The sequence below is a fragment of the Sulfitobacter sp. LC.270.F.C4 genome (assembly GCF_032922545.1).
GTDB lineage: Bacteria > Pseudomonadota > Alphaproteobacteria > Rhodobacterales > Rhodobacteraceae > Sulfitobacter > Sulfitobacter profundi.
This window is the reverse complement of record NZ_CP136691.1, coordinates 51,482-71,395: the sequence shown is the minus strand read 5'-3', so window position 1 is coordinate 71,395 and position 19,914 is coordinate 51,482. Positions and strand designations below refer to the sequence as shown.

The following is a 19,914-nucleotide window of genomic DNA, read 5'->3' as shown; positions in this document are numbered from 1 at the left end:
ATGCCCATGCCTGTTGAATTAAGCTTCTCAAATGGCGCAGCAATTCTGACCATAGACAATTCGCCGCTTAACCTAATCAACGCGGAGGTTCGGGCTGGAATACAACAATGTATCTTCCAAGTCCTCGAAACTGGCGCTACCAGGCTGATTATCACCGGCGCAGGAACGACGTTCGTCGCGGGCGCGGATGCGAAGGAATTCGGACAGTTGCCTGTTGATCCACAACTAAATGACGTGCTGTTGCAACTTGCGCACCTTCCGATTCCGACTATCGCAGCCATCAACGGGGCTGCGCTTGGTGGGGGACTAGAGATTGCTCTGGCTTGCTGCTATCGCATCGCCTCAACTTCTACCAAACTGGGCCTGCCAGAGGTAAACTTGGGGATCGTGCCTGGCGCAGGGGGAACCCAAAGACTGCCGCGACTTATCGGTATTGAAGCTGCGCTTGACATGATCGTCACCGGGAAGGCTGTTTCCGCCGAGCAGGCACTGAAAATAGGACTGATCCAGCTGCTAGCCGATGACCCGCTTGGCGCGGCCATAGCTCTCGATGACGCTGTTCTAGAGGCGGCACAGGCACCCGACAATCTTCCTTCACCAATGCCAAACCACTTCGCAGCGGAAGTCGCCCGCGCGCAGGTAGCGCGGCGTATGCCTGGCCAGAATGCCCCGCATGTTGCGGTGGACCTGGTCGCGGCCAGCGCGATGACGCCGCTGCACGACGCACTGGCCAGCGAGCGCGCTGCGTTTTTGGACCTTCGTGCCTCGGATCAGGCGCGGGCCCTTAGGCACGTTTTCTTCACCGAGCGTACCGCAACCAACAAGGGGCGCACCTACCCCCGACCTTCCCGAGATGCTGAAACCGCCATCGTGGTCGGTGGTGGTAATATGGGAGCAGCTATTGCGTACACGCTAGCGACCGCAGGGATCTCGGTGACTGTCGTCGAACGCAGTGCCTCGTCCGCAGAGTGGGCCAGAGAAAACCTGCAAAAGCTGATTGATCAGGGTATCAGTCGCGGCATTCTGTCCCCCGATGCGGGAAAGGCGGTTGAGGACCGGCTGGTTACGGTCTCAGGCTATGACGCTCTGCCACCAACCGATCTAGCAATCGAGGCGGCCTTCGAGGATTTTGCGGTCAAGAGCGCGATCTTGACCGAACTCGAAGGTGCTCTGCCGCCCGAGACGATTATTGCCACAAACACATCCTATCTCGATGTAAATCGGCTTTCTGATGGGTTGAAGCACCCAGCACGCTTTGTAGGGATTCATTTCTTCAGTCCTGCGCATATTATGAAGCTTCTGGAAGTCGTCAGGAGCGACCGAACGTCAGACGATACATTAGGTGCAGCATTTGTGCTGGCGCGCAGGCTTGGTAAAATCCCGGTACTGTCTGGTGTTTGCGATGGCTTCATCGGAAACCGAATTTTGTCTAGCTACCGTCACGCCGCTAATCGCCTTCTGGTGAAGGGGGCTATTGTCGACGAGATCGACGCGGCTATGCGCGGATTCGGTATGGCGATGGGTCCATATGCTGCACAGGACATGTCGGGGCTGGACATCGCCTACGCGAATATCCGTCGCAAGGCCGCTGCAGAAGGGAACTGCTGTGGTCACATGCCCTTGGTCGAGCGGCTGGTCGAAAAGCACAAACGCCTAGGACGCAAATCGGGCGCCGGATGGTACGACTATGGGCCGGACGGCAAACCCTCACCTTCGGAGCTGGTCGCTAGCGAAATACTCCGTGTCTCAGAAGAAATGAACTTCACTCGCCGGGAGTTCTCAGCTGACGAAATCGTAGAAAGGCTCTTGCTCGCAATGGTGGCGGAAGCCTGCGATATCCTTGACGAAGGCGTCGCAGAAAAACCGCAAGACATCGACCTAGTAATGATTCACGGCTACGGATTTCCCCGCTGGCGGGGAGGCCTGATGCACCACGCCAAAAATATCGGCAAGGATCGGTTGGCCGCGCTGTTTAGCGCGCTTGTCAAAGAGGACCCTTGCGACTGGAGGGTGCCTCGTTATTTAGAAAGGGTTTTCGCGACCTGACGGTCAAAGTCCCGCGCCATAAGGCGCTGCCCCAGCAACTTAACACAGTGCATCTTCGTCTCGACGCGGCTTAGGCGGTGATGGTCTTCCAAGACTTTGCGTTCTTACCTGGTGGGATAACGGCGTGGACGCCACGGTCCGCAATCGCGTCCTGGCATTTTCGTGTGTCATACGCACCGTCAGCCGTGACACTGCTGGTCTGCCGGGATCTGTTCAAGAAGGTTGGGTAACACTGGAGCGTCACCGATGTGGCTCCCGGTGATCTGAACAGCGCGCACTTCCAACGTTTGCTCGTCGATCCCGAGGTGGATCTTGCGCCAGACCCGTCGCTTGGGGCCGCCATGCTTGCGGGCATGCCACTCACCTTCAAGCTTGATCCCCGTGCTGTCCACCAACAAGTGCAACGGCCCTTTGGAGCCGCGATACGGGATGTTCACGGCCAGGGTCTTCTGGCGCCGGGACAGGGTGCTGAAGTCGAGCACCGTCCAGTCGAGACCGATCAGCCGCAACAGGCTCTCGACGAACCCGGTCGCCTGTCGCAAGGCCATGCCGAACAGGACCTTCATCGAAAGACAGGTCTGGGTCGCGGCGTCGCTGTAACTCTTCTGCCTGTCGGCACGGCCTCCCAGCTCATCTCGGGGTCAAACCAGATCGTCAGCGAGCCACGGCGCTTGAGCGCTTCGTTATAAGCGGGCCAGTTCATGGTCTTGTATGTCGGGGTTGTCGGTCTGCTCATGCACCTCAGCTACCACGCTGGATTCATAAGATGAGTCCGACACGGGATTTGTGCATGCATGCCCCCATTGGTGCAAGTGATTTTTTGAACGGCGCGAGCGTGTGATCGGGTGCGGTCATGTATCAGGCCTCTGTGTGCGGCGCTGATGTAACCGCGGGCCGGTATGGCGATGCGCGGACCAGAGGCATATCAACAAACCGAGCTCGGTGGCTCCTGCACAAATGCTGCTTTCTCTGACCCGGATCTGATCGATCCTTCGCCCTTACTTTTCAGTGACCTCCTCACACTCCCAACTTACCGGGACGTCGTGGCATGCCGTCTTCGCTATGCCATCGCCGCCACCGGATTCCGGTAATCCTCTTGTTTCATTATGATGGCCCAGAGGCCACGCGCCATCTTGTTGGCCAGCGCAATCGCGGCGACCCATGCGCGGCTTGCGGGTTAGTAGGCGTTTCAGCCAGCCATTATTCGGTGTGTTAAACCGCTCGACAGCCTGGAGGACAGCCATAGCGCCAGAGACCAAGAGTGTCCGGAGTCGCGCTGTCGCATCTTCGAGGTCTTCCCGAGCCGGGCTTTGCCGCCCGTCGAGTGCTGCTTCGGCACAAGCCCAAGCCAGGCGGCAAAATCGCACCCGCGCCGGAAGGTGGCCAGGTCACGGGCAAATGTCTCGATCGCAAGCGCCGTGACAGGAACCACGCCCGGCATGGTTTGTGTTCGGCGCACCAAGTCGGCTTTCTTGGCGGCACATCGCATCTTCGCGTCAAGCTCTGCAACACGCGTATTCAGCCCCTCAATCTGCCCCAGATACATCCGGCCGAGGTCACGAACCTCAGCATGCAGCGCGGTGTCATCACCTGCGATTGCGTCCGCGAGTCGCTTGAGATGGGCAGGCCCGCGGGCCGCGACCAATCCGTGTTCGGCGAGGTGGCCGCGTAAAGCGTTGATCATCTGGGGGCGCTGGCCGACAAACATCTGCCGCGTGCGAAACAGCATGGCACGGGCCTGCTGATCTTCCGTCTTCACTGCGAAAAAGCGCATGGTTGGACGCAATGCAGCCTCCAAGATGGCCTCTGCATCGGTCGCATCATTCTTCTGGCGTTTGACGAACGGCTTCACATAGACCGGCGGTATCAACCGCACGTCGCACCCCAGCTTCTCAAATTCGCGGCCCCAGCCATGCGCCGTGGCCACGCCTCCATGGCGATCATGCATTTGGGTTGCTGCGCCACGAACGCGAGAAACTGGCCTCGTGAAAGCTTTTTGCGAAACGCGACTGACCCATCATTGTACGCACCATGCAACTGGATAACGCGCTTTGCCAAGTCGACACCGATAATTTTAATTTCGGACATAGATGCTCCTTCCTTCTGTGATGGCTTTTAACGCTCATCATAGTGGCACATTGCGATGCCGTCGGGAGGGGGTATCCACGCCATCAACAGAGCCTAGTAACGGGCATATCTGCCTCACGACAGGCTGAGCACGATCATACTATTTCCAAAGCAGTATTGTTCAATACATGGCGCATTTTTCGCCCTTACTCTGAGATAATTGGCGTATGCCGTTGACCGTTTGACGTCTTCGAGATTGGCGACGTCAGTTGGTGGCTTTGCCAAATGTTATGCTTGGGAGGATAAACATGGAAATCAGTAGAGAAGCCGATACGCTGCGGGCGCTTTATCAGAATTGGACCGATCAGATGGTCGAGAACCCAGACCTGACGATCGCGAACCTGCGCAGCATGTTCGATGAATGGGGGCAGCCCGCACTAGAGCCGGAAAACGTTAGCTACAAAAGCGATCATGTCGGAGGAGTTGAGGCTATCTGGGCCCTACCAGCCGGGGCAGATACCTCGCGTGTAATTGTTTACACTCATGGTGGCGGCTTTGCCGTCGGCTCAGCCGATAGTCATCGAAAAATGGCAGGGCACCTCGCTAAGGTGCTTGGGGTTACGTCGGTGATCCTGCACTATCGGCGCGCACCCGAGCACCCATTTCCGGCGCAGATCGAAGATGCAGTAGCCGCATACAAAGCGCTGCTGGATAAGGGTTTCAAGGCAAGAAATATTCTGACGGCTGGCGACAGTGCTGGCGGCAATCTTGCCATCGCCAGCGTGCTGAAGTTACGCGAACTTGGGTTGCCACTGCCCGGAGCGGTCATCGCCTATTCGCCCTGGCTCGACATGGCGATGCGCGGGGAAACACTGGAAACCAACGCGGAAACCGATGCGCTAGTCGGCAAACCGATCCTCGAAGCGATGGCGGGGATGTTCCTCGGTGAAGGCACGGATCCGCTTAATCCGTTGGCCAACCCGCTGGAGAACGATTTCACCGGTTACCCGCCGCTCTATATCAATGCCGGAGGGGCCGAGACGCTTAAGAGCGATGCCGAACGGTTGCACGAAAAGGCCAAGGCACAGGGCGTAAACGTGACCCTGTCTATCGTCGAAGGCATGCAGCATGTCTTTCCCGCGCTTTCGGGACGCGCGCCCGAGGCAAACGAGGAACTTGGTCGCATCGCCGCATGGTATCGGGCCCTCTGAGACCTGTACTCGCACTGCATTGCGGTGCGGTGCGAGACAAACCCCTACGAAACATTCATCTAGCATCTCACCCGCAATCTGCGGGGCGGAGCGGTCTTACTCTGGGAGGAGTGATATGAACATTCAGACTGAGAATACTAAAACGGTCGGAGCGGATTTTGACGCAGTCGTCATTGGCGCGGGCTTCGGCGGGCTTTACGCTGTCCACAAACTTCGCAACGAGCAGGGACTGAACGTCCGGGGCTATGACAGCGCCAGTGACGTTGGCGGCACCTGGTGGTGGAACCGATATCCCGGTGCGCTGTCAGACACGGAAAGCTATGTCTATCGCTATTCTTTTGACAAAGAGTTGCTTCGAAAAGGCCGCTGGAAAACCCGGTATCTGACCCAGCCCGAGATCCTCGAATACATGAACGAGGTAGCGGATCATCTCGATCTTCGACGCAGCTACAAGTTCGACACCAAAGTGGATGGCGCGCACTATAATGAAAAAACCGGTCTCTGGAACGTGATCACTGATAGTGGTGAGACAGTTACCGCAAAATACCTTGTCACTGGCCTCGGTCTCTTGTCCGCAACGAATGTTCCAAAATTCAAGGGCATCGATGATTTCAAAGGCCGTATCTTACACACAGGTGCCTGGCCCGAGGGAGTGGACTTGAGCAACAAACGCGTGGGCATTATCGGCACCGGCTCGACGGGTGTTCAGGTTATCACTGCAACGGCACCAATTGCAAAACACCTGACTGTTTTTCAGCGCTCTGCACAATATGTCGTGCCGATTGGGAACACCCCGCAAGACGATGCTACCATCGCCGAGCAAAAGGCGAACTACGATAATATCTGGAATCAAGTGAAGAATTCTGTTGTGGCCTTCGGCTTCGAAGAAAGCGCCGAACCCGCCGAAACCGCCTCGCCCGAGGAACGGGAGCGGGTCTTCGAAGCCGCCTGGCAGCGCGGCGGTGGTTTCTATTTCATGTTTGGCACCTTTTGCGATATTGCGACCAGCCAAGTGGCCAATGATGCGGCCGCTGACTTCATCAAGGGCAAGATCAAGCAAATCGTGAAGGACCCCAAGGTCGCAGAGAAACTGACGCCGAAGGACCTTTACGCCAAGCGCCCGCTTTGCGGAAACAACTATTACGAGGTCTACAACCGAGACAACGTGACCCTCGCCGACGTGAAGGCCGATCCGATCGCAGAGTTCACTCCGAACGGCATTCGTCTCGAAAGCGGCGAGGAGCATGAGCTTGACATCGTAATCTTTGCCACTGGTTTCGATGCGGTCGACGGCAATTACGTCAAAATGGACCTCCGCGGACGCGGAGGCGTGACCATGCGCGACACTTGGAAGGAAGGCCCACTCGGTTACCTCGGCATGATGGAGGTAGACTTCCCTAACTTCTTCATGATCCTTGGCCCTAATGGCCCCTTCACTAACCTGCCCCCCAGCATTGAGACGCAAGTTGAATGGATCGCTGACACGATTTGCGCAATGGAAGAAGAGGGGGTTCAAAGTGTGGAGCCAACCGTGGAGGCGCGCGACGCTTGGGTTGGCACCTGCCGTGAAATCGCCGACATGACACTCTTCCCCAAAGCTGAAAGCTGGATCTTCGGCGCAAATATCCCCGGAAAGAAGAATGCGGTGATGTTCTACATGGCCGGGATTGGCAATTATCGCAATGCCATTAGTGCGGTTAAGGAGGAAGGTTATACATCCCTGATCCGCGACCGCACTGCCGAGAAGGTGTAAAGAATTCCGTCGGGCATTAAGAAAACCCGGCGGAAACAATTAAATTTGTTCATGAACACTCAGGAGAGAACTATGGGACGGGTATCCGGAAAAGTCGCACTGGTAACAGGTGGCGCCATGGGCATGGGAAAAGCCCATTGTGAAACGCTGGCACGTGAAGGCGCGCATGTATTTGTAACCGACCGTGATACGGAAGCGGGTGAAAGCGTAGTAAAAGGTATCATTGGAGCCGGAGGGAAGGCGGAATTCATTCAGCATGACGTGACGCTTGAAGAAGATTGGAAGAATGTCATCTCCACGGTGCAATCAAGTGCTGGTCGACTTGATGTGCTAGTGAACAACGCTGGCATTCTCATTCTGAAGCCGCTCCACGAAACCTCGCCTGACGAATTTGACATGACGATCAACGTCAATGTACGCGGTGTTTATCTCGGTATCCGAGCCGCGGTTCCATTGATGAAAGAGACCGAAAAAGCATCAATTATCAATATTTCTTCAATCTATGGGATTGTTGGTGCCGCTTCGGCGGGAGCCTACATTGGATCCAAAGGCGCCGTACGGATGTTGACCAAATCCTGCGCAGTCGACCTGGCCGAAAGTGGCATACGTGTCAATTCGATCCATCCCGGTGTCATCGATACTCCCATGACAAAAGATCTGCTACACGCCGACGAAGAGACCCGGCAGGCAATTCTGGGGGCCACGCTGCTCAAGCGGCCAAGCAAACCTGAAGAGGTTTCGAATGCGGTCCTGTTCCTCGCATCGGATGAGTCATCGTTCGTTCACGGAGCAGAGATTGTAGTAGATGGCGGTTATACTGCGAATTGACAGAGACACATCCCAAGTAACGGCCTGGAACCCGGGCCGTTACTGCCATTGCAAATTTCCAAGACGATAAACGCCAATGAAAATAATTGCACCTATAAAACACCTAATTGATTACAACGTGAAGGTTCGCGTTAAGGCGGACGGTAGCGGAGTTGGTCTCGCGAATGTGAAGATGTCGATGAACCCGTTCGACGAGATTGCGGTTGAAGAGGCGATCCGTCTGAAGGAAGCGGGCAAGGCGGACGAGCTTGTCGTCGTGTCGATCGGCGTGAAACAGGCGCAGGAAACGCTGCGCACGGCGCTGGCGATGGGCGCGGACCGGGCGATCCTCGTCGTGGCCGCCGACGACGTGCACCAAGATATCGAGCCGCTGGCGGTGGCCAAGATCCTAAAGGCCGTGATCGACGCCGAGGCGCCGGGCCTGGTGATCGCGGGCAAACAGGCGATCGACAACGACATGAACGCGACCGGCCAGATGCTGGCGGCGCTGCTGGGCTGGGGTCAGGCGACCTATGCCTCTGAGGTTGCGATCGAGGGCGAGCATGCCGTCGTGACCCGCGAAGTGGACGGCGGTCTGCAGACCATCAAGGTGAAGCTGCCGGCGATCGTCACCGCCGACCTGCGCCTGAACGAGCCGCGCTACGCCTCGCTGCCCAACATCATGAAAGCCAAGAAGAAACCGCTGGACGAAAAGACCGCCGCCGATTTCGGCGTCGATGTCACGCCGCGCCTGACCGTCGTCAAGACGGCAGAGCCCGCCGCGCGTTCGGCCGGGGAAATGGTTGGCTCGGTCGACGAGCTGGTGTCGAAGCTGAAAGAAAAGGGGATCGTGTAATGGCTGTTCTTCTCCTTGCAGAAATCGCCGGTGGTGCACTGGCGCTGGACGCCACCGCCAAGGCGGTGACCGCTGCCAAATCGCTGGGCGATGTGACCGTTCTGGTTGCGGGCCCCGCTGCCGCAGGCGAGGCCGCGTCGAAGATCGACGGCGTGGCAAAGGTTCTGGTGGCGGATGACGCCGCCTATGCCAACGGCCTGGCCGAGCCGGTCGCCGATCTGGTGGTCAGCCTGGCAGGCAATTATGAACATATCGTTGCTCCGTCCACGGCGAGCGCGAAAAACATCCTGCCGCGCGTCGCGGCGCTGCTGGACGTGATGGTTTTGTCGGACGTCACCGCCATCGTGGACGGGTCCACGTTCGAACGCCCGATCTACGCGGGCAACGCGATTCAGACGGTAAAGTCCAACGATTCCAAGAAGGTACTGACCGTCCGCACCACCGCCTTCGACGCGGCTGGCCAGGGTGGTTCGGCCGCCGTCGAGGCCATCGCAGCGGCCGGCAACGCGGGCCTGAGCGCCTGGGTCGAGGACAAGGTCGCGGCGTCGGATCGTCCGGAACTGACCTCGGCCAAGATCGTGGTCTCGGGCGGTCGCGGCGTCGGTTCCGAGGAGAACTTCGCGATCATCGAGGGCCTGGCCGACAAGCTGGGCGCGGCGGTCGGCGCCTCGCGCGCGGCGGTGGATAGCGGGTTCGCACCGAACGACTGGCAGGTCGGCCAGACCGGCAAGGTCGTGGCGCCCGAGCTGTACATCGCGGTCGGGATTTCCGGGGCAATTCAACACCTTGCAGGCATGAAGGACAGCAAGGTCATCGTCGCCATCAACAAGGATGAAGAGGCCCAGATCTTCCAGGTCGCCGACTACGGCCTGGTCGCAGACCTGCTCGACGCCGTCCCGGATATGACAAAGGCACTCTAAGAATGACAAACGTCTACATCTGCGATTACATCCGCACACCAATTGGTCGCTATGGCGGCGCGCTTTCTTCTGTGCGAGCCGACGATCTTGGTGCAATCCCACTCAGGGCCCTGGCCAGCCGAAACCCGAAGCTAGATCTAGCGGCCATTGACGAAGTGATTTTCGGCTGCGCCAACCAGGCGGGCGAGGACAACCGCAACGTCGCACGCATGTCGCTGCTACTCGCGGGATTTCCGGATTGTGTCCCTGGCACGACGATGAACCGGTTGTGCGGATCGGGTATGGACGCCGTAATCACAGCCGCCCGCGCGATCAAAGCTGGAGAAGCCGATCTCATTGTTGCTGGCGGTGTGGAAAGCATGTCTCGTGCTCCGTTTGTGATGCCAAAAGCTACAACTGCATTCTCGCGCGAAAATTCTGCTGAAGACACCACCATCGGCTGGCGCTTCGTCAATAAACAGATGAAGAGTCAATACGGCGTCGACAGCATGCCTGAAACGGCCGAAAACGTAGCGGAAGACTTCAGCATCAACCGCGCCGACCAAGATGCCTTCGCCATGCGTTCGCAGCGAAAGGCGAGAGATGCCATGGCGAACGGTCGTTTGGCCCGTGAAATTGTCCCGGTAGAGATTCCTCAGCGAAAGGGGGAGCCAAAGATCGTCGTACAGGATGAACACCCTCGCGCGGGTACGACTTTGGAAGCGCTCGCCCAACTGAAAACTTTCGTAAAAGCGGACGGCACTGTAACCGCTGGGAATTCTTCGGGCGTGAACGATGGTGCCGCAGCATTGATCCTTGCCACCAGCGACGTCGCAAAAAAATTTGGCCTCACACCGATCGCAAGGGTCTTGGGCGGCGCAACCGCGGGCGTCGCACCGCGCATCATGGGTTTCGGGCCGGCACCGGCGTCGGAAAAGCTGATGGCGCGACTTGGACTGAAACAAGAAGACTTCTCGGTAATCGAACTTAACGAAGCCTTTGCTTCGCAGGGTCTGGCCACACTACGGCACCTGGGGATCGCGGATGATGACGCCCGCGTGAACCCGAACGGCGGCGCTATTGCTCTCGGCCATCCGCTTGGCATGTCAGGTGCCCGCATCACTGGTTCAGCGATGCTGGACCTCAAACCTGGAGAAAAGTCGTTATCGACCATGTGTATTGGCGTGGGACAGGGGATTGCAATCGCGCTCGAAGCTGTCTGAGGTGCCGCGACAACCACAAAACTAACATAAGTTCTCTTATGCGATTTTTGGCTGACCTCAAATTTCGCTGTAGAATTCGTCCTCTTGAACCTCCCTGTGGACGACCAACTGGCGGCACCGGTATTGCCGGTGCCGCCCTTTTCAGAAAGAACGATTGAACGGCCCAAAATGTTTGCGAGACGGATAATCCCGTGACCTGCGTTTCGGCAGGCATCCCATTTCGGCGATCTCGCGCCGCTCAAACATTTCTTCTCTGCGCCTCCGAATGTAACATATATCGCGTGGCGATATTTCGCGCATCGTGCCCGTTTCGCGGGCATGAACTTGCGGGACCGTGTAGCACTGAACATCCAGGAATTGAGACGCGCCCGCGGCCTCAGCCAGGAGGAGCTTGCTCATCGGGCCGAAGTGAGCCGCGGCCATATGGGCAAGGTCGAGAACGCCAAGTTCGCGGCTTCCCTCGACCTTCTCGAACGCATCGCCAAGGCGCTCAATGTCGACCCCGAAGAACTCTTCGCGAAGCGCAAGTCCGTTTCCTGAGGCTTTGATCCCGTCCCCCAACGCGAGAGACATAACGGCAAAAACGGTACGAGTGGCGCGGATACATGGCGAAGAGAAAGACAGGCTGGCCTTTCCAGGAAGGGTTTCTGAACGACGGGACGCAGAAGATTCACCTGTTCACCGATTACCGTTGGAATGATGGCTCGGTGAGCCGTCGTTGGCATGTCGATCCGGAACGCTTTGATGCCAGTCTTGCCATCGTGCGCCCGTTTTCCCTGACGCCCAGTGACAGCTCAGATCAGTAGGAAAACCACTCCGAATGGCCCAAGTTGCCCTCATAGTCGCCGTATTCGACCATGATGCTGCGGGAGTAGAAGTGCCAGAGGCCACCACCGTTCGGATAGGCGATCTCCTGACCGCTTTCCGAGACGAATGTCGCGGGCCAGGGGGTGTGGGAGCCGTAGACACGCTGGATGTAGCGGCAGGTCCGGTTTTCGCGATCGCAGGAGCGGATCGACCAATCCCACTGACGCGGCTCGTCGCGCGGCTCGTAGGATCGCCCGGTGAACCAGATCACATGGGTGCGGTTCAGCCATTCGTATTCCGGCAGGTTGGTGTCGAGCTCGCCCTCCCCGCCAGGCCCACCCAGCTCGACCGGCACATGGGCAAAGGTGCAGACCCCGAAGGGCGGTAGACTCGGCCAGGGCGTGATCCGACGAATCATGGTGCGATAGGCCCGCGCGCAGACCGCGCTCGGGGGGAAACCTCCCGCCATACAGAGCATGATGGCGCAGTCGATATCATAGGCCTGCGCTTTCTCAGGGGCACCAAGAGCACCAAACACCCCGATTATCGCCGCCATCATCTGACGTTTCATGCCACTCTCCCGCAAAAGTTGCGGCAACTATCGTGCAATTTGTATTTTTCTGCAATATGTCGTATTGACTCTATATGACTTTATGGCCTTAGTGTCGTGAAGTAGAAGGGCTCTCAACGGGAGAGTCCAAACATGCCGATAGCGCGCAACCAGATCCTGATCACCATCGATGGTGTCAAAGACCTCCAGGAGGAGGGCATCGCGTACCGCTGCCGGTATGAACTCGTGGGGTTCACGGACGATGGCAAGCCGCGCTACCAGTGCATCTACCTGCGCGAGGGCGAACCGGAAGCCATTCTGGTCTCGACCCGGATCACCCCACACGGGCCTGAGCCGCGGTATTTCAACATATGGCCGGGGCTCTTCAAACATCATCTCGAGTTCGGTGACGGGCGCGATCTGCGCTTTGGTCCTGACTACAGTATTACCCTCGAGGAGCGCGGCTGACGTCATCGCCTTCGGCCGCGACGGCACAGCCCGGACCTCCGGCTGGACCTTCCATGGCCAGCGCCCTGCTTGGGCTGGGTTGGACGAACCGGCTGAGGCCGAGATCGTACTTGCGTCACTAGAAGCCGCGCCGCCTTCCGGTCGCCACGATATCCTCTCCCTGATCCAAGCTACGGCAGTCCGACATGAAGGTAACCGTGCTCTACGCCAGGTTGGCCTTGAGGCGGGTGACTGGCAGGTCCTGTTCCGCGCCCTGGTCGAGGCAGAGAGCGGCTACAACCCGGCCGCCATGAGCCCGAAAGGTGCCTATGGATTGGGGCAACTGATGCCCGACACGGCGCGCGCACTCGGGGTCGATCCGCGCAATCCGTCCCAGAACCTCGATGGCGCGGCGCGCTATTTGCTCGCTCAGCTTGCCACCTTCAAGGACATCGACCTGGCGCTGGCAGCCTATAATGCCGGGCCGCACAGGGTGGTCGAGTATTCCGGCATCCCGCCTTTCACCGAGACCCGCGACTACATCGCGCGCATCCACCGGATCCGGTCCCGGCTGGCAGGCCCTCCCGCTTCAGCTCCGGACATCCGCATCGCAGACCGGATGCCCGCCCGCGCGCCGGTCCTCATCGAACTTCAGTAAAACAAGGGAATCTCGCATGCTTCGACATCGCCTCAGCCGCCTCTTGCCCGCCGCCACAACCCTGGCGGCTTTCGCAACGCCCGCTCTCGCGCAAGACTTGTCGCCGATCCAGACCATGCTGGAAACCGTCGAGGCCGCACTGACTGGTCCGATCGGTATCGCGGTCGCCACGCTCGCCGTGATCGGCACCGGCTTCATGTGTATGATGGGACGGCTGAACTGGGGCTGGTTCGCCTCGGTCATCATCGGGATCGTGCTGATCTTCTCGGCCGGCACCATCGTCGACGGCTTCTCGTGACATTCCGGCAAAATAGCGTCCTACGAGCGCCCCGAACGCGTTGTGCTTCGCAAACGCTGCCTCGGGTCCCTCTCCGGACACACAATTTCTTCTAAGCCGGAATATCACCCAATGGCAGAACGATCCCCCCTCTTTCTGGGCCTCGCCCGTCCGCCCAAGTATCTGGGTCTCCCTGTCGGATACCTCGTGGTTCTGGCGACTGGGGTCGTTCTGCCGTTCATCTGGACGAAGTCGATGGTCTTTTTCCTGATCGGGCTCGTCGCCTACCCGATCCTCTGGTTCGTCGCCGACCGAGAGCCGCATTTTTTCGAGGTGCTGCACGTCTCCTATGGCTCGGTACGCCCGACAAAGAACCGGGCCCTGCACGGAGGCGACAGCTTTGGCGCTTGATGCAGGCACACTTTCCACTCACGGAACCGCTCTGCTCCAGGCCGGCAGCGGGGAGTTCGCGCGGGAGAGCTATCTCGCCGAACACCTGCCGTATTTTGCCCTCGCCGATGACGATGTCATGGTGCTGCGCGAGGGCGATCTCTTGGCGACCCTGCGCCTTGATGGTCTGAACCCGATGACCACTGAGGACGCCCGGCTCGATGCCCTGAAACGCGCGGTCGCGGCCATCGTCGCCCAGACCGGTAACGCCTTCGGCTTCTACATTCACCGGATCTCGGTCCCGCAGGATCTCGGCATGCGCCCCATCGAGGGTGACAGCTTCGCCGCCGCGATCGACGCCCGATGGCAGGCCCATGTCAAAGACCTGCGCCCGGCAAAGCGCCAGCTCTATCTCAGTGTCATCCGGCGGCCCGATATCTCGGCCCGCATCCCGCTCCTGCGAGCACTGGCCCGCAAGGCCTGGGTCAAGGACCGCGCGACACGGATGCAGGAACTGAACGAGGTCATGGGCTTCTTCGAGGTAGCGCTCTCCTCGGCCAACCCGGTCCGGCTGACCCGCACGGGCGGTGAATGGCTGGGCTATCTCAACACGCTGAACGCAGGCAGCTTCTCCCCCATCGCCTTCGGGCAAAGCGCCCTGCCCCTCTCGCACACCCTGAGCAATTGCCGCGCCACCTTTGACGGCGGTGTCGTCACCCTGACCGATGCCGTGACCGGTCAGGTCAAATACGGCGCGCTCTTTTCCATGAAGACCTATCCGGCCCTCACGGACGTCACGCTGCTCGATGCGCTCGACCTGCCGCTCGACATCGTGCTGACGAATTCTTTCAGCCCGATCCCGAACAACATCATGGCCGAACGCATTCAACGCATCATCCGTCAGATGTATGCCTCCGACGATGCTGCCGTCTCCCTGCGTGAACAGCTCGGCCAAGCCGCCGACGATCAGGAAGCGGGCCGCATTGCCTTTGGCGATCATCACCTCTCCATCGCGGTCTATGCGCCAGACCGCGACACGCTCGAACGCGCCGCCGCCCAGATCAAACGCGTCGGCCAGGAGATCATGTCGGTGATCGTGCGCGAAAACATGGCGCTGAAAGCCACCTACTTCGCGCAATCCCCCGGCAACTTCGGCTACCGGGCGCGCAAGACGCCGATCTCCTCGATCAATTTCGCGGATTTCGCCGCCCTTCACGGAAGCGTCGAGGGGCGTGGTCCTGACCAGTCGCCCTGGGGCCAGACGATCTCGGTCCTGCCGACGGTTGGCACCTCGGGCTATCGGTTTAATTTCCACGAGACGGGTAGCCCGGGCAAGGAACCGACCGTTGGCCATACCCTGGTTCTGGGGCGCACCGGCACCGGCAAGACGCTGACCACCGCTTTCCTCGCAGCGCAGGCACAGCGGGTCGGCGCCCGGCTCTTCTTCTTCGACAAGGATCGCGGCCTCGAGATGGCGGTGCGCGCCCTCGGCGGCCGCTACAACGAAATCCGCGCAGGCGTGCCGACAGGTCTGAACCCGCTGATGACCGAGACCGACGAGCGTGGTCGCGCCTGGCTCTCGGACTGGCTCGTGACACTTCTCACACAGGGTGGCACGCTGACCGGCGAGCAGTCGCGCCATATCCAGAGCGCCGTGACCCAGAACGCCCATGCCGGGAGCGCGCTCCAAAAGTTTTCCAGCTTCGAGACCCTGTTCCAGTCGCTCGATGACGATGGCGAGTTGCAGTCCCGCGTCGCCGAATGGGCCCCCGGCGGGCGTTATGGCTGGGTTTTTGAGGCGCCGGAGCACGGGGCCGGCCTTGAATTGGCTGCTGACATCATCGGGTTCGACATGACCGAGATTCTCGACATGACGACCGAGCGCATGGCGGTGCTTTCCTACATCTTCCGCCAGATCGAACGCGTGGTCGAGGATCGCCGTCCCACCATCATCGTGCTCGACGAGGCCTGGAAGCTCCTTGACGATCCCTACTTCGGGGCGCGGCTGGAAAACTGGCTGGTCACACTTCGGAAGATGAATTGCGTCGTGATCATGATGACGCAATATCCGAGCCAGCTGCGCGACAGCCGCGTCGGCAAGACCATCGTCGAGACGGTGCCAACCCAAATCCTCTTTCCCAACGACCGCGCCACCGTCTCGGATTACGACTTCCTGCGCGTGAACGCCAAGGAGGCCGCGCTCCTCGTCCAGCCCACCATTGGCCAGCGCATCGCGCTCGTTCGCTCGGCGGGTGACAGCGTCTTCGTCGACGCCGACCTCTCCGCCTTGGGCAACCTCCTTCCCATCCTTGGCGGCGGCGCCACGGGTGAGGCGCGTGTGCCTGCCGATTGGCGCGCCAATCCCGATTTCTGGAGACATGTGATATGAGTTCAAAACCCATCCTGGCGCTTTGCGCCGCCGCTAGCCTTCTGGCCGCTTGCGAGAAATACACCGAGAAAACTTCGCCCTGCTTCGGACGCAATGGCGCGCCGCAAGTCACGCGCGCCGCCCTCTCCTTCTCGACCATGGGCGCTCCGGTCCAGCAGGCTGCAAAGTCTGACTGCATCTTTGAACACCTGCCGCGTCCGGAATGAGCCGTGCCGCGATCATATCCGCCGGGCTCTGCCTCGGCCTCAGCGCCATGCCCGCCCATGCCCAGGGGGTGCCGACGCAGGACAATTCCGCGATCGGGCGCGCCATCGCGCGGGTGACGGCATTGGCTGAAGACCTCGGCGTCCAGCAGGACAAGGATCGGACAGAGTCCACGCTGGCGGACGTGCAGGCCGACCAGCTCCGCGTCCTCGAGGAGATGACGGCGGCCATCACCGGGCCCGGCTTCGATATCCGCGCGCTCGAGGGCAATGCGGATTTCGGCGTGGCGGCGGTCTATCCAAATACCGATGCAAGCCCCATGAACAGCCGCCTCTTCGGCGAGGGCCGCGAGACGGTAGAGATGATGATCGTCGAGGTGGCGGGCGAATTCGCGGGCGCGCCCGGTGTGGCCCGTGCCGGTCTCTCGGCCACCCAGTGGCGCTGCCTCTTCCAGGCCCTGATCAAGCAGGAGAGCCGCTTCAACGTCACAGCACAAAGCCCAGTCGGGGCTTATGGCCTGACCCAGCTCATGCCCGGCACCGCCTCCGATCTCGGCGTCGACCGCTACGACGTGAAGGACAACCTGCGCGGCGGCGCGCGCTACATCACCACACAGCTGGGCCGCTTCGGCAACATCCCCCATGCACTCGCGGCCTATAACGCAGGCCCCGGTCGGGTCATCGAATATGGCGGTGTGCCGCCCTTTGCCGAGACCCAAGGCTACGTGCGCAACATCTCCAAGTTCTACAACGAATACCTCGCCGTGGTGGGCGGGGCCGACGCGCTCGGCACGCTCTCGCCCTCGGACTTTGCGCTGGCTGAATATGCCAGCATCTCCGAGGCCGGCGTCTATTACGCCGCGGACAGCTCCGCCACCACCGAACAGGTCATCAACCGCCTCCGCGCGATCATCCTGCAGATCGATGCGCAGCCCAATGCCAAGGCGGCCTGGGAGCTCAACACCTACGCCAAGGCCGAGATCGGCCGCATCCTCAACCTTCGCGTCCGGCTGATGGCCGCCAACCAGCAGCGCGAGGCGGCCTATGCGCAGCACCTCGTCGCCGACCGTCTGGCCGAACGCGACTTCATGCAGATGGGAGTTCCCGAATGAGACACCTTCTCCTGACCGCCGCCGCGGTCACCGCGCTCGGGCTCAGCGGGCCCGCCACGGCTCAGGGCGTGCCGACCTTCGATGGCTCGCAGCTTGGCCAACTCGTCGCCCAGCTCGAACACATGGCTGAGGATCTAAATGTCCAGATGCAGCAACTCGCCACCATGCGGCTGGAACTGGAAACCCAGCTGTCGCAGCTCACAAACCTTGAGGCGCAACTGACCTCGCTGATCGAGGGCAGCGGGTTGGGCGAGCTCTTCGCAACAGTCGAGGAATTCCGCGCGCTGCGCGGCAAGCTCGTGGCTCCTCTCAACACCGCGCAGTCCTTGGCCAGCGGCGATTTCCTCAGCGGCTTCAATCCCGGTGCGGAACTCTCGGCCTCCGTCGAGCGCGTGCTGTCGGGCAGCGGCTTCACCTCGGAGCGCCTGAGCACGCTCTCGGGATCGGATCAGCCCGCCGACAACCGCATAGCCGCCTCCGCCGGAGCCAGCGCCATGCTGTCCGTCGCGGCGCAGGAAAGCCACGAAGAGGCAGGCCAGAGCCTTGAACGGCTCGAAACCATGGTCGGGCTGATCGACGATCAGGACGGGCTGAAAGCCGCCGTCGATCTCAACACCCGCGTCACCGCCGAGCTGGGTATCATCCTGACTCAAATCTGGCGGCTGGAAGCGGCCCAGGGCGTCAGTGCCGGCCAGCTTGGCGTCGTCGATGCCGCGACCCTCGCGGATGAGCGCAAGTTCCGCTCGATGGCGGTGGATCCATGAGCACGTCGATGCGCCTCACTATCCCGGATATTCGCTTCGTTGGTTTCGCCGCGCTAGTGCTCGGTGCCCTGCCCTGTGCCGCGCTGGCCCAGACCCCGAGCACGGACCCGTCCAGCAATACGCCCTTCAGTTCGATGGCCATCGCGCGGGACGAGGGCGACGCCTGCCGTGTCCCGAAACCACCCGCCGATCTGGCCGAGACCGCTTACTTACGCAACGGCTACCGCGCGATCCTGCGCATCCTGATCGCCGAAGAGGCGCTCGCCTCGCAAAGCTGCACCTGCCTGCTGGACCAGTTCACCTGGGATCAGGCACTTGACGCTTTGCCCCGGTTCCAGACTTCGGACACCCCGCACCTGCCCTTCAAGGTGCTGGATCTCTACGCCAAGGCCGATGAGCTGGAAGCCCAAATTGCCGCAGGATGTGCGGAGTAAATGGGGGTCATTCGCGACATCCTCGGGCAGGTCGACGCCGCGGTGAACACCGTGGCGCAGGACGGCTTTGTCTCTTCCGCAGCCTCGGTCGGCAACGTCATCTCGGCGGGCGCGACACTGCTGCTCGTGCTTCTGGGAATCAACGCCGTGATGCAGCTGCGCCCCCTGCCCTTCGGCACAGGCTTTGCCTTCGGCATCAAGGTCGCACTCGTGGGGATATTCGCGCAGAGCTGGGACAATTTCAGCGTCATCTATGGCATCGTCACGCAGGTCCCCAACTCCATCGGTGCCTCGATCCTCGCCCTCACCGGCTCGGGCGACGAGGCCGGGGTCTATGAAAGCCTCGACAACATGGTTGCGCGCATCACCGCCTATGGCGACACGATCGGCGACCGGGCGGGCTGGGTTTTCGGCGCGGTGCTCGGTGCCATCTTCTTCGTCCTCTCCGCCGTCTTCGCCGCCGTCACCGCCGGGATCATCGCCTTCGCTCGCATCGTCTTCGCGCTGATGATCGTCATCGCCCCCTTCATGATCGTGACCTCGCTCTTCAAGCCCACCCAGTCGCTCTTCGAGGCCTGGACCCGCGCCACCATCGGCTATGCGCTCATGCCTGTCGCTGCCGCCGGGGCCGCGGGCATCATCGTCGCCATCGCCGAAGCGATTGGCGATGCCTCCGCCGATCCGGGCGATGTCGAAACCGTCAGCCTGATCCTACCCTTCCTCGTGATCCTGATCCTCAGCGCCGGGATCATGGCCTCGGTGCCCTACATCGCCTCCAACCTCACCGGTGTCGTGGGCATTGCGTCCAATGCCGTGGGTCTTACGGGCCTCGCGCGGCAGGGCTTCGTGAACACGCGGGAGTATGGCACGGGCGCGACCTCGCGCCTCGTCACCGGCAAGTCTCCGCACGAGCTGAACCAGATGGCCAATACAGGCGTGGTGAAGACCGGCGAGATGATCCGGCAAAGCCCTGGCGCGCTCCTCTCCGCCGCCAAGGCCTTCCGCAAACCCTGATTTGAAA

Annotated in this window: 20 protein-coding genes and 2 pseudogenes; 19 read left to right on the top strand and 3 right to left on the bottom strand. The window is 60.4% G+C overall.

What is annotated here, in order from left to right; genetic code table 11:
- Nucleotides 1–6 precede the first annotated feature (6 nt).
- The gene (locus tag R1T45_RS03675) at nucleotides 7–2,046 is read left to right on the top strand and encodes an FAD-dependent oxidoreductase (protein WP_037930989.1); all 2,040 of its coding nucleotides are present in this window, start codon (nucleotides 7–9) and stop codon (nucleotides 2,044–2,046) included.
- On the opposite strand, the pseudogene R1T45_RS03670 reads toward R1T45_RS03675, so the two are convergent.
- Together R1T45_RS03670 and R1T45_RS03665 are read right to left on the bottom strand one after the other, a co-directional pair.
- Nucleotides 2,034–2,782: pseudogene (locus R1T45_RS03670) on the bottom strand (IS5 family transposase); the annotation flags it as partial. The gene R1T45_RS03675 and the pseudogene R1T45_RS03670 sit on opposite strands and share 13 nt — an antisense overlap.
- 324 nt (nucleotides 2,783–3,106) lie before the next feature.
- Nucleotides 3,107–4,134 (bottom strand): annotated as a pseudogene (locus tag R1T45_RS03665) (IS110 family transposase).
- A 287-nt stretch (nucleotides 4,135–4,421) separates the two neighbouring features.
- Here R1T45_RS03665 and R1T45_RS03660 point away from each other — a divergent pair.
- The 8 genes from R1T45_RS03660 to R1T45_RS03625 all read left to right on the top strand — a co-directional run bounded on the left by R1T45_RS03660 (nucleotide 4,422) and on the right by R1T45_RS03625 (nucleotide 11,668).
- Nucleotides 4,422–5,324 carry an alpha/beta hydrolase gene (locus tag R1T45_RS03660; protein ID WP_017468330.1) on the top strand — a complete coding sequence of 301 codons (903 nt, stop codon included), beginning with the start codon at nucleotides 4,422–4,424 and terminating at the stop codon, nucleotides 5,322–5,324.
- 115 nt (nucleotides 5,325–5,439) lie between these two features.
- Nucleotides 5,440–7,077: a flavin-containing monooxygenase gene (locus tag R1T45_RS03655; protein WP_009804217.1), complete on the top strand. Its 1,638-nt coding sequence runs from the start codon at nucleotides 5,440–5,442 to the stop codon at nucleotides 7,075–7,077.
- Between the two features lie 72 nt (nucleotides 7,078–7,149).
- Nucleotides 7,150–7,905, top strand: a complete 756-nt coding sequence (locus tag R1T45_RS03650) for an SDR family NAD(P)-dependent oxidoreductase (RefSeq protein ID WP_009804216.1) — start codon at nucleotides 7,150–7,152, stop codon at nucleotides 7,903–7,905.
- 76 nt (nucleotides 7,906–7,981) lie between these two features.
- The gene (locus R1T45_RS03645; protein ID WP_009804215.1) at nucleotides 7,982–8,740 is read left to right on the top strand and encodes an electron transfer flavoprotein subunit beta/FixA family protein; all 759 of its coding nucleotides are present in this window, start codon (nucleotides 7,982–7,984) and stop codon (nucleotides 8,738–8,740) included.
- Entirely contained in the window at nucleotides 8,740–9,660 is a 921-nt protein-coding gene (locus tag R1T45_RS03640) for an electron transfer flavoprotein subunit alpha/FixB family protein (protein WP_009804214.1), read from the top strand. The genes R1T45_RS03645 and R1T45_RS03640 overlap by 1 nt, the downstream gene beginning before the upstream one ends.
- Before the next feature lie 2 nt (nucleotides 9,661–9,662).
- Nucleotides 9,663–10,862, top strand: coding sequence for a 3-oxoadipyl-CoA thiolase (pcaF, locus tag R1T45_RS03635; RefSeq protein WP_009804213.1), 1,200 nt, complete (start codon nucleotides 9,663–9,665; stop codon nucleotides 10,860–10,862).
- Between the two features lie 318 nt (nucleotides 10,863–11,180).
- Nucleotides 11,181–11,402, top strand: coding sequence for a helix-turn-helix domain-containing protein (locus tag R1T45_RS03630; RefSeq protein WP_037930992.1), 222 nt, complete (start codon nucleotides 11,181–11,183; stop codon nucleotides 11,400–11,402).
- Nucleotides 11,403–11,467: 65 nt separating this feature from the next.
- Complete coding sequence (locus R1T45_RS03625) at nucleotides 11,468–11,668, top strand: hypothetical protein (RefSeq protein ID WP_009804208.1); 201 nt, start codon at nucleotides 11,468–11,470, stop codon at nucleotides 11,666–11,668.
- Here R1T45_RS03625 and R1T45_RS03620 read toward each other — a convergent pair.
- Nucleotides 11,662–12,240 carry a hypothetical protein gene (locus tag R1T45_RS03620; RefSeq protein ID WP_037930995.1) on the bottom strand — a complete coding sequence of 193 codons (579 nt, stop codon included), beginning with the start codon at nucleotides 12,238–12,240 and terminating at the stop codon, nucleotides 11,662–11,664. The two genes, R1T45_RS03625 and R1T45_RS03620, sit on opposite strands and share 7 nt — an antisense overlap.
- 132 nt (nucleotides 12,241–12,372) lie before the next feature.
- Between R1T45_RS03620 and R1T45_RS03615 the strand changes: the two genes are divergently transcribed.
- The 10 genes from R1T45_RS03615 to R1T45_RS03570 all read left to right on the top strand — a co-directional run bounded on the left by R1T45_RS03615 (nucleotide 12,373) and on the right by R1T45_RS03570 (nucleotide 19,907).
- Nucleotides 12,373–12,687, top strand: a complete 315-nt coding sequence (locus R1T45_RS03615) for a hypothetical protein (RefSeq protein WP_037930998.1) — start codon at nucleotides 12,373–12,375, stop codon at nucleotides 12,685–12,687.
- A gap of 79 nt (nucleotides 12,688–12,766) precedes the next feature.
- Nucleotides 12,767–13,324 (top strand): lytic transglycosylase domain-containing protein, encoded by a 558-nt coding sequence (locus R1T45_RS03610; RefSeq protein ID WP_037931001.1) that lies wholly within the window; start codon nucleotides 12,767–12,769, stop codon nucleotides 13,322–13,324.
- Nucleotides 13,325–13,340: 16 nt separating this feature from the next.
- On the top strand, nucleotides 13,341–13,622 hold the full coding sequence (locus R1T45_RS03605) for a TrbC/VirB2 family protein (protein ID WP_009574106.1): 282 nt from the start codon (nucleotides 13,341–13,343) through the stop codon (nucleotides 13,620–13,622).
- A 111-nt stretch (nucleotides 13,623–13,733) separates the two neighbouring features.
- On the top strand, nucleotides 13,734–14,012 hold the full coding sequence (locus R1T45_RS03600) for a type IV secretion system protein VirB3 (protein ID WP_037931006.1): 279 nt from the start codon (nucleotides 13,734–13,736) through the stop codon (nucleotides 14,010–14,012).
- Nucleotides 13,951–16,380 carry a type IV secretion system protein B4 gene (locus tag R1T45_RS03595; protein ID WP_233501450.1) on the top strand — a complete coding sequence of 810 codons (2,430 nt, stop codon included), beginning with the start codon at nucleotides 13,951–13,953 and terminating at the stop codon, nucleotides 16,378–16,380. The genes R1T45_RS03600 and R1T45_RS03595 overlap by 62 nt, the downstream gene beginning before the upstream one ends.
- Nucleotides 16,377–16,586 (top strand): hypothetical protein, encoded by a 210-nt coding sequence (locus tag R1T45_RS03590; RefSeq protein WP_082894842.1) that lies wholly within the window; start codon nucleotides 16,377–16,379, stop codon nucleotides 16,584–16,586. Before R1T45_RS03595 ends, R1T45_RS03590 begins: the two co-directional genes overlap by 4 nt.
- Complete coding sequence (locus R1T45_RS03585; protein ID WP_064225009.1) at nucleotides 16,583–17,695, top strand: transglycosylase SLT domain-containing protein; 1,113 nt, start codon at nucleotides 16,583–16,585, stop codon at nucleotides 17,693–17,695. Before R1T45_RS03590 ends, R1T45_RS03585 begins: the two co-directional genes overlap by 4 nt.
- Nucleotides 17,692–18,459, top strand: a complete 768-nt coding sequence (locus R1T45_RS03580) for a type IV secretion system protein (protein WP_064225010.1) — start codon at nucleotides 17,692–17,694, stop codon at nucleotides 18,457–18,459. Before R1T45_RS03585 ends, R1T45_RS03580 begins: the two co-directional genes overlap by 4 nt.
- Nucleotides 18,460–18,467: 8 nt before the next feature.
- Nucleotides 18,468–18,893, top strand: coding sequence for a hypothetical protein (locus R1T45_RS03575; protein WP_233501452.1), 426 nt, complete (start codon nucleotides 18,468–18,470; stop codon nucleotides 18,891–18,893).
- Nucleotides 18,894–19,907 carry a type IV secretion system protein gene (locus R1T45_RS03570; protein WP_317389204.1) on the top strand — a complete coding sequence of 338 codons (1,014 nt, stop codon included), beginning with the start codon at nucleotides 18,894–18,896 and terminating at the stop codon, nucleotides 19,905–19,907.
- The last annotated feature ends 7 nt before the right edge of the window (nucleotides 19,908–19,914 follow it).

Excerpts from the sequence above, each read along its gene's own strand:
- R1T45_RS03675 (WP_037930989.1), top strand. The coding sequence starts at position 7 with ATGCCTGTTGAATTAAGCTTCTCAAATGGCGCAGCAATTCTGACCATA.
- R1T45_RS03660 (WP_017468330.1), top strand. The coding sequence starts at position 4,422 with ATGGAAATCAGTAGAGAAGCCGATACGCTGCGGGCGCTTTATCAGAAT.
- R1T45_RS03655 (WP_009804217.1), top strand. The coding sequence starts at position 5,440 with ATGAACATTCAGACTGAGAATACTAAAACGGTCGGAGCGGATTTTGAC.
- R1T45_RS03650 (WP_009804216.1), top strand. The coding sequence starts at position 7,150 with ATGGGACGGGTATCCGGAAAAGTCGCACTGGTAACAGGTGGCGCCATG.
- R1T45_RS03645 (WP_009804215.1), top strand. The coding sequence starts at position 7,982 with ATGAAAATAATTGCACCTATAAAACACCTAATTGATTACAACGTGAAG.
- R1T45_RS03640 (WP_009804214.1), top strand. The coding sequence starts at position 8,740 with ATGGCTGTTCTTCTCCTTGCAGAAATCGCCGGTGGTGCACTGGCGCTG.
- pcaF (WP_009804213.1), top strand. The coding sequence starts at position 9,663 with ATGACAAACGTCTACATCTGCGATTACATCCGCACACCAATTGGTCGC.
- R1T45_RS03630 (WP_037930992.1), top strand. The coding sequence starts at position 11,181 with ATGAACTTGCGGGACCGTGTAGCACTGAACATCCAGGAATTGAGACGC.
- R1T45_RS03625 (WP_009804208.1), top strand. The coding sequence starts at position 11,468 with ATGGCGAAGAGAAAGACAGGCTGGCCTTTCCAGGAAGGGTTTCTGAAC.
- R1T45_RS03620 (WP_037930995.1), bottom strand. The coding sequence starts at position 12,240 with ATGAAACGTCAGATGATGGCGGCGATAATCGGGGTGTTTGGTGCTCTT.
- R1T45_RS03615 (WP_037930998.1), top strand. The coding sequence starts at position 12,373 with ATGCCGATAGCGCGCAACCAGATCCTGATCACCATCGATGGTGTCAAA.
- R1T45_RS03605 (WP_009574106.1), top strand. The coding sequence starts at position 13,341 with ATGCTTCGACATCGCCTCAGCCGCCTCTTGCCCGCCGCCACAACCCTG.
- R1T45_RS03600 (WP_037931006.1), top strand. The coding sequence starts at position 13,734 with ATGGCAGAACGATCCCCCCTCTTTCTGGGCCTCGCCCGTCCGCCCAAG.
- R1T45_RS03595 (WP_233501450.1), top strand. The coding sequence starts at position 13,951 with ATGGCTCGGTACGCCCGACAAAGAACCGGGCCCTGCACGGAGGCGACA.
- R1T45_RS03590 (WP_082894842.1), top strand. The coding sequence starts at position 16,377 with ATGAGTTCAAAACCCATCCTGGCGCTTTGCGCCGCCGCTAGCCTTCTG.
- R1T45_RS03585 (WP_064225009.1), top strand. The coding sequence starts at position 16,583 with ATGAGCCGTGCCGCGATCATATCCGCCGGGCTCTGCCTCGGCCTCAGC.
- R1T45_RS03580 (WP_064225010.1), top strand. The coding sequence starts at position 17,692 with ATGAGACACCTTCTCCTGACCGCCGCCGCGGTCACCGCGCTCGGGCTC.
- R1T45_RS03575 (WP_233501452.1), top strand. The coding sequence starts at position 18,468 with ATGCGCCTCACTATCCCGGATATTCGCTTCGTTGGTTTCGCCGCGCTA.
- R1T45_RS03570 (WP_317389204.1), top strand. The coding sequence starts at position 18,894 with ATGGGGGTCATTCGCGACATCCTCGGGCAGGTCGACGCCGCGGTGAAC.